Annotated in this window: 2 protein-coding genes; one reads left to right on the forward strand and one right to left on the reverse strand. The window is 69.1% G+C overall.

Going from position 1 to position 1,752, the window contains the following annotated elements; all coding sequences use genetic code 11:
- A partial coding sequence (locus V6M57_RS18190) for a TetR family transcriptional regulator C-terminal domain-containing protein (protein ID WP_332816414.1) occupies positions 1–403 on the forward strand: 403 nt, incomplete at its 5' end.
- A 19-nt stretch (positions 404–422) separates the two neighbouring features.
- Here the strand turns inward: V6M57_RS18190 and V6M57_RS18195 are convergent.
- Positions 423–1,752: aspartate aminotransferase family protein (locus V6M57_RS18195; RefSeq protein ID WP_332816415.1), on the reverse strand; the 1,330-nt coding region annotated here is incomplete at its 5' end.

Raw genomic sequence — 1,752 nt, forward strand, 5'->3', positions numbered from 1 at the left:
GCGCGAACGCCCCAATGGGGTCAAGGTATTCACCAAAGAGGTGATCGCCGGTGCACCAAGGTACGGCGAAGCCATCACCGCGCGCGTGGGGCCGCTGCTGCGCAAGGAGGTGCGCACCTTCGAGCGCTGGGCGCGCGAAGGCCGCATCGCGCGCGTGAACTTCACGCACCTGATGTTCATCATCTGGTCGGTCACGCAGGCCTACGCCGAGCAGCAGGCCCAGTTCGCGCTGCTGCTGGGCAAGCCGGCGCTGACCACGCGCGACTACGACAACGCGGAAGAACTGATCGTGCGCTTGGTGGCCAGTGGGCTGGCGCCGGGGCAGCCGGAGCGCTGTGCCCAAGCCGAGAACCCGGCGGAACCGGCTTTGCCGGGCCGCATCGGGTTGCCCCCTGGGGGGTAGCGCGAAGCGCTGCGGGGGGTTAAAGCGTCTTGTTCAGCGTATCGCCCAGCGCACTGACCATGCGGTCGATCTCCGCCGGCGTGCTGATGAAGGGCGGCGCGAGCTGGATCGTGTCGCCGCCGTAGCGCACGTAAAAGCCCTTCTGGTACATGGCCATGGCGATCTCGTAGGGCCGCCGGGCCGGCTCGCCCGGCAGGGGCGCGATGGTGATGCCCGCGGCCAGACCGAAATTGCGCACGTCGGCCACGTGTTTCGCGCCCTGCAAGCCGTGCACGGCGTTTTCGAAGTACGGCGCGAGTTCGCGCACGCGCTGCAGCGCGTTGTCGCTCTCCAGCAGGTCGAGCGAGGCGATGCCGGCAGCGCAGGCCACCGGGTGGGCCGAGTAGGTGTAGCCGTGCGGAAACTCCAGCATGTACTCGGGGCCACCCGCGGCCATGAAGGTGTCGCAGATGTCCTGCCGCACGATCACCGCGCCCAGCGGCTGCGCGCCGTTGGTGACCTGCTTGGCGATGTTGAGGATGTCGGGCGTGACGCCGAAGGCTTCCGAGCCGGTCCAGCTGCCGGTGCGGCCAAAGCCGGTGATGACCTCGTCGAAGATCAGCAGGATGTTGTTGGCCGTGCAGATCTCGCGCAGGCGCTGCAGGTAACCCACGGGCGGGATCACCACGCCGGCCGAGCCCGAGAAGGGTTCGACGATGACGGCCGCGATGTTGGAGGCGTCGTGCAGCGCGATCAGCGCCAGCAGTTCGTCGGCCAGCGCGGCACCGTGGGGCCCGGCCTCGGGCGGCATGCCGCGGTAGAAGCTGCCGTTGGGCGGCTGGGTGTGGGGCAGGTGGTCGGCTTCCACGCCCTGACCGAAGAGCTTGCGGTTGGCCGCGATGCCGCCGACCGAGATGCCGCCGAAGTTCACGCCGTGGTAGCCCTTGACGCGGCCGATCAGCCGCGTCTTGCTGGCCTGGCCCTTGGTGCGCCAGTAGGCGCGCGCCATCTTGAGCGCCGTGTCGGCCGACTCCGAACCCGAGCCGGTGAAGAACACGCGGTTGAGGCCGGCGGGCATGCGCTCGACGATTTTGTTGGCCAGCTCGAACGCCAGCGGGTGGCCGAACTGGAAGGCGGGTGAATAGTCGAGCGTGGCCACCTGGCGGCTCACGGCGTCCACGATTTCCTTGCGCGCATGGCCCAGGCCGGTGCACCACAGGCCGGAGAGGCCGTCGAAGATTTGGCGCCCGTCGTGGCTGGTGTAGTAGGCCCCCTGGCCGCTGGTGATGAGGCGGGGGTTGGCCTGGAATTCGCGGTTGCCGGTGTAAGGCATCCAGTGCGCCGCCAGCCAGGCGGCGTCGGTGCGGGGG

The sequence above is a fragment of the Ramlibacter sp. genome, assembly GCF_036676645.1.
In the GTDB taxonomy this organism is placed as follows: Bacteria; Pseudomonadota; Gammaproteobacteria; order Burkholderiales; family Burkholderiaceae_C; genus Ramlibacter.